The following is a 690-nucleotide window of genomic DNA, read 5'->3' as shown; positions in this document are numbered from 1 at the left end:
ATGCCGCCGTCGTCGCCGAGCAGGTCGTCTAGATCGGCCCCCTCGAGTAACTCGTCTATCGACGCCGGCGCCTCGGCTGCCTCGAGCAGCCTGAACTCGTCCAGGTGTTTGACCGCGTTTGCTCGCTCCTCACTGGCGCGGAGCCCGTCAAGGCGTGCGCCGAGCTTGCGCTCCGCGATCTCCCTAGTCGACGAACTCGGCACTCGATCGTGCGCCCTGTAGAAATCGTTGATCTCTCGGAATGCCCGCTCGAGGCGGTCGGACGATGTGACCTTCTGGGGCTTCTCCGGTGTATCGAGCAGACCGTCGACATCTGCGTCGAGGATCGCTTGGAAATCAGGCTGTACGAAGTCGATGGGGCCGAGTTCATCCTTCGTCGTCATGCGTCTGTCACCATCTCCGTGGCGCGCTTTTCGGCCTCGCGCTGCTGCTTGAGCTTCTGCAAGAACAGGAGCGCAGCCGCGAGTTGCTTCTCGGTGGGGTCCTCGGCTCGCACGTCCGGGCGGCGTCCGTTGACCTTGACCCAGTTCTGGATCCTCGGGAACAGCGCCAGCGCCTCCTCTTCGGTGAACTCGATCCTCGTCGCCGCGATCTGGTCCTGAATGATCTTCAGCACCGAGGGCGTGACCGATTTGGACATAACCTCAAACGCTCGCTGGAAGGGGTTCACCGAGTCGATGAGGTTGATGC

Annotated in this window: 2 pseudogenes; both read right to left on the bottom strand. The window is 62.5% G+C overall.

The features are described 5' to 3' along the window. Positions 1-383, bottom strand: a pseudogene (locus AC1DP3_RS18365) (hypothetical protein); the annotation flags it as partial. Continuing rightward, a pseudogene (locus tag AC1DP3_RS18360) lies at positions 380-690 on the bottom strand (DEAD/DEAH box helicase); the annotation flags it as partial. The pseudogenes AC1DP3_RS18365 and AC1DP3_RS18360, both read right to left, overlap by 4 nt.

It is taken from the genome of Microbacterium sp. P5_B6 (assembly GCF_056400345.1).
Note: the sequence above shows the minus strand (reverse complement) of the source record. Positions and strands in the feature narration are given on the sequence as shown.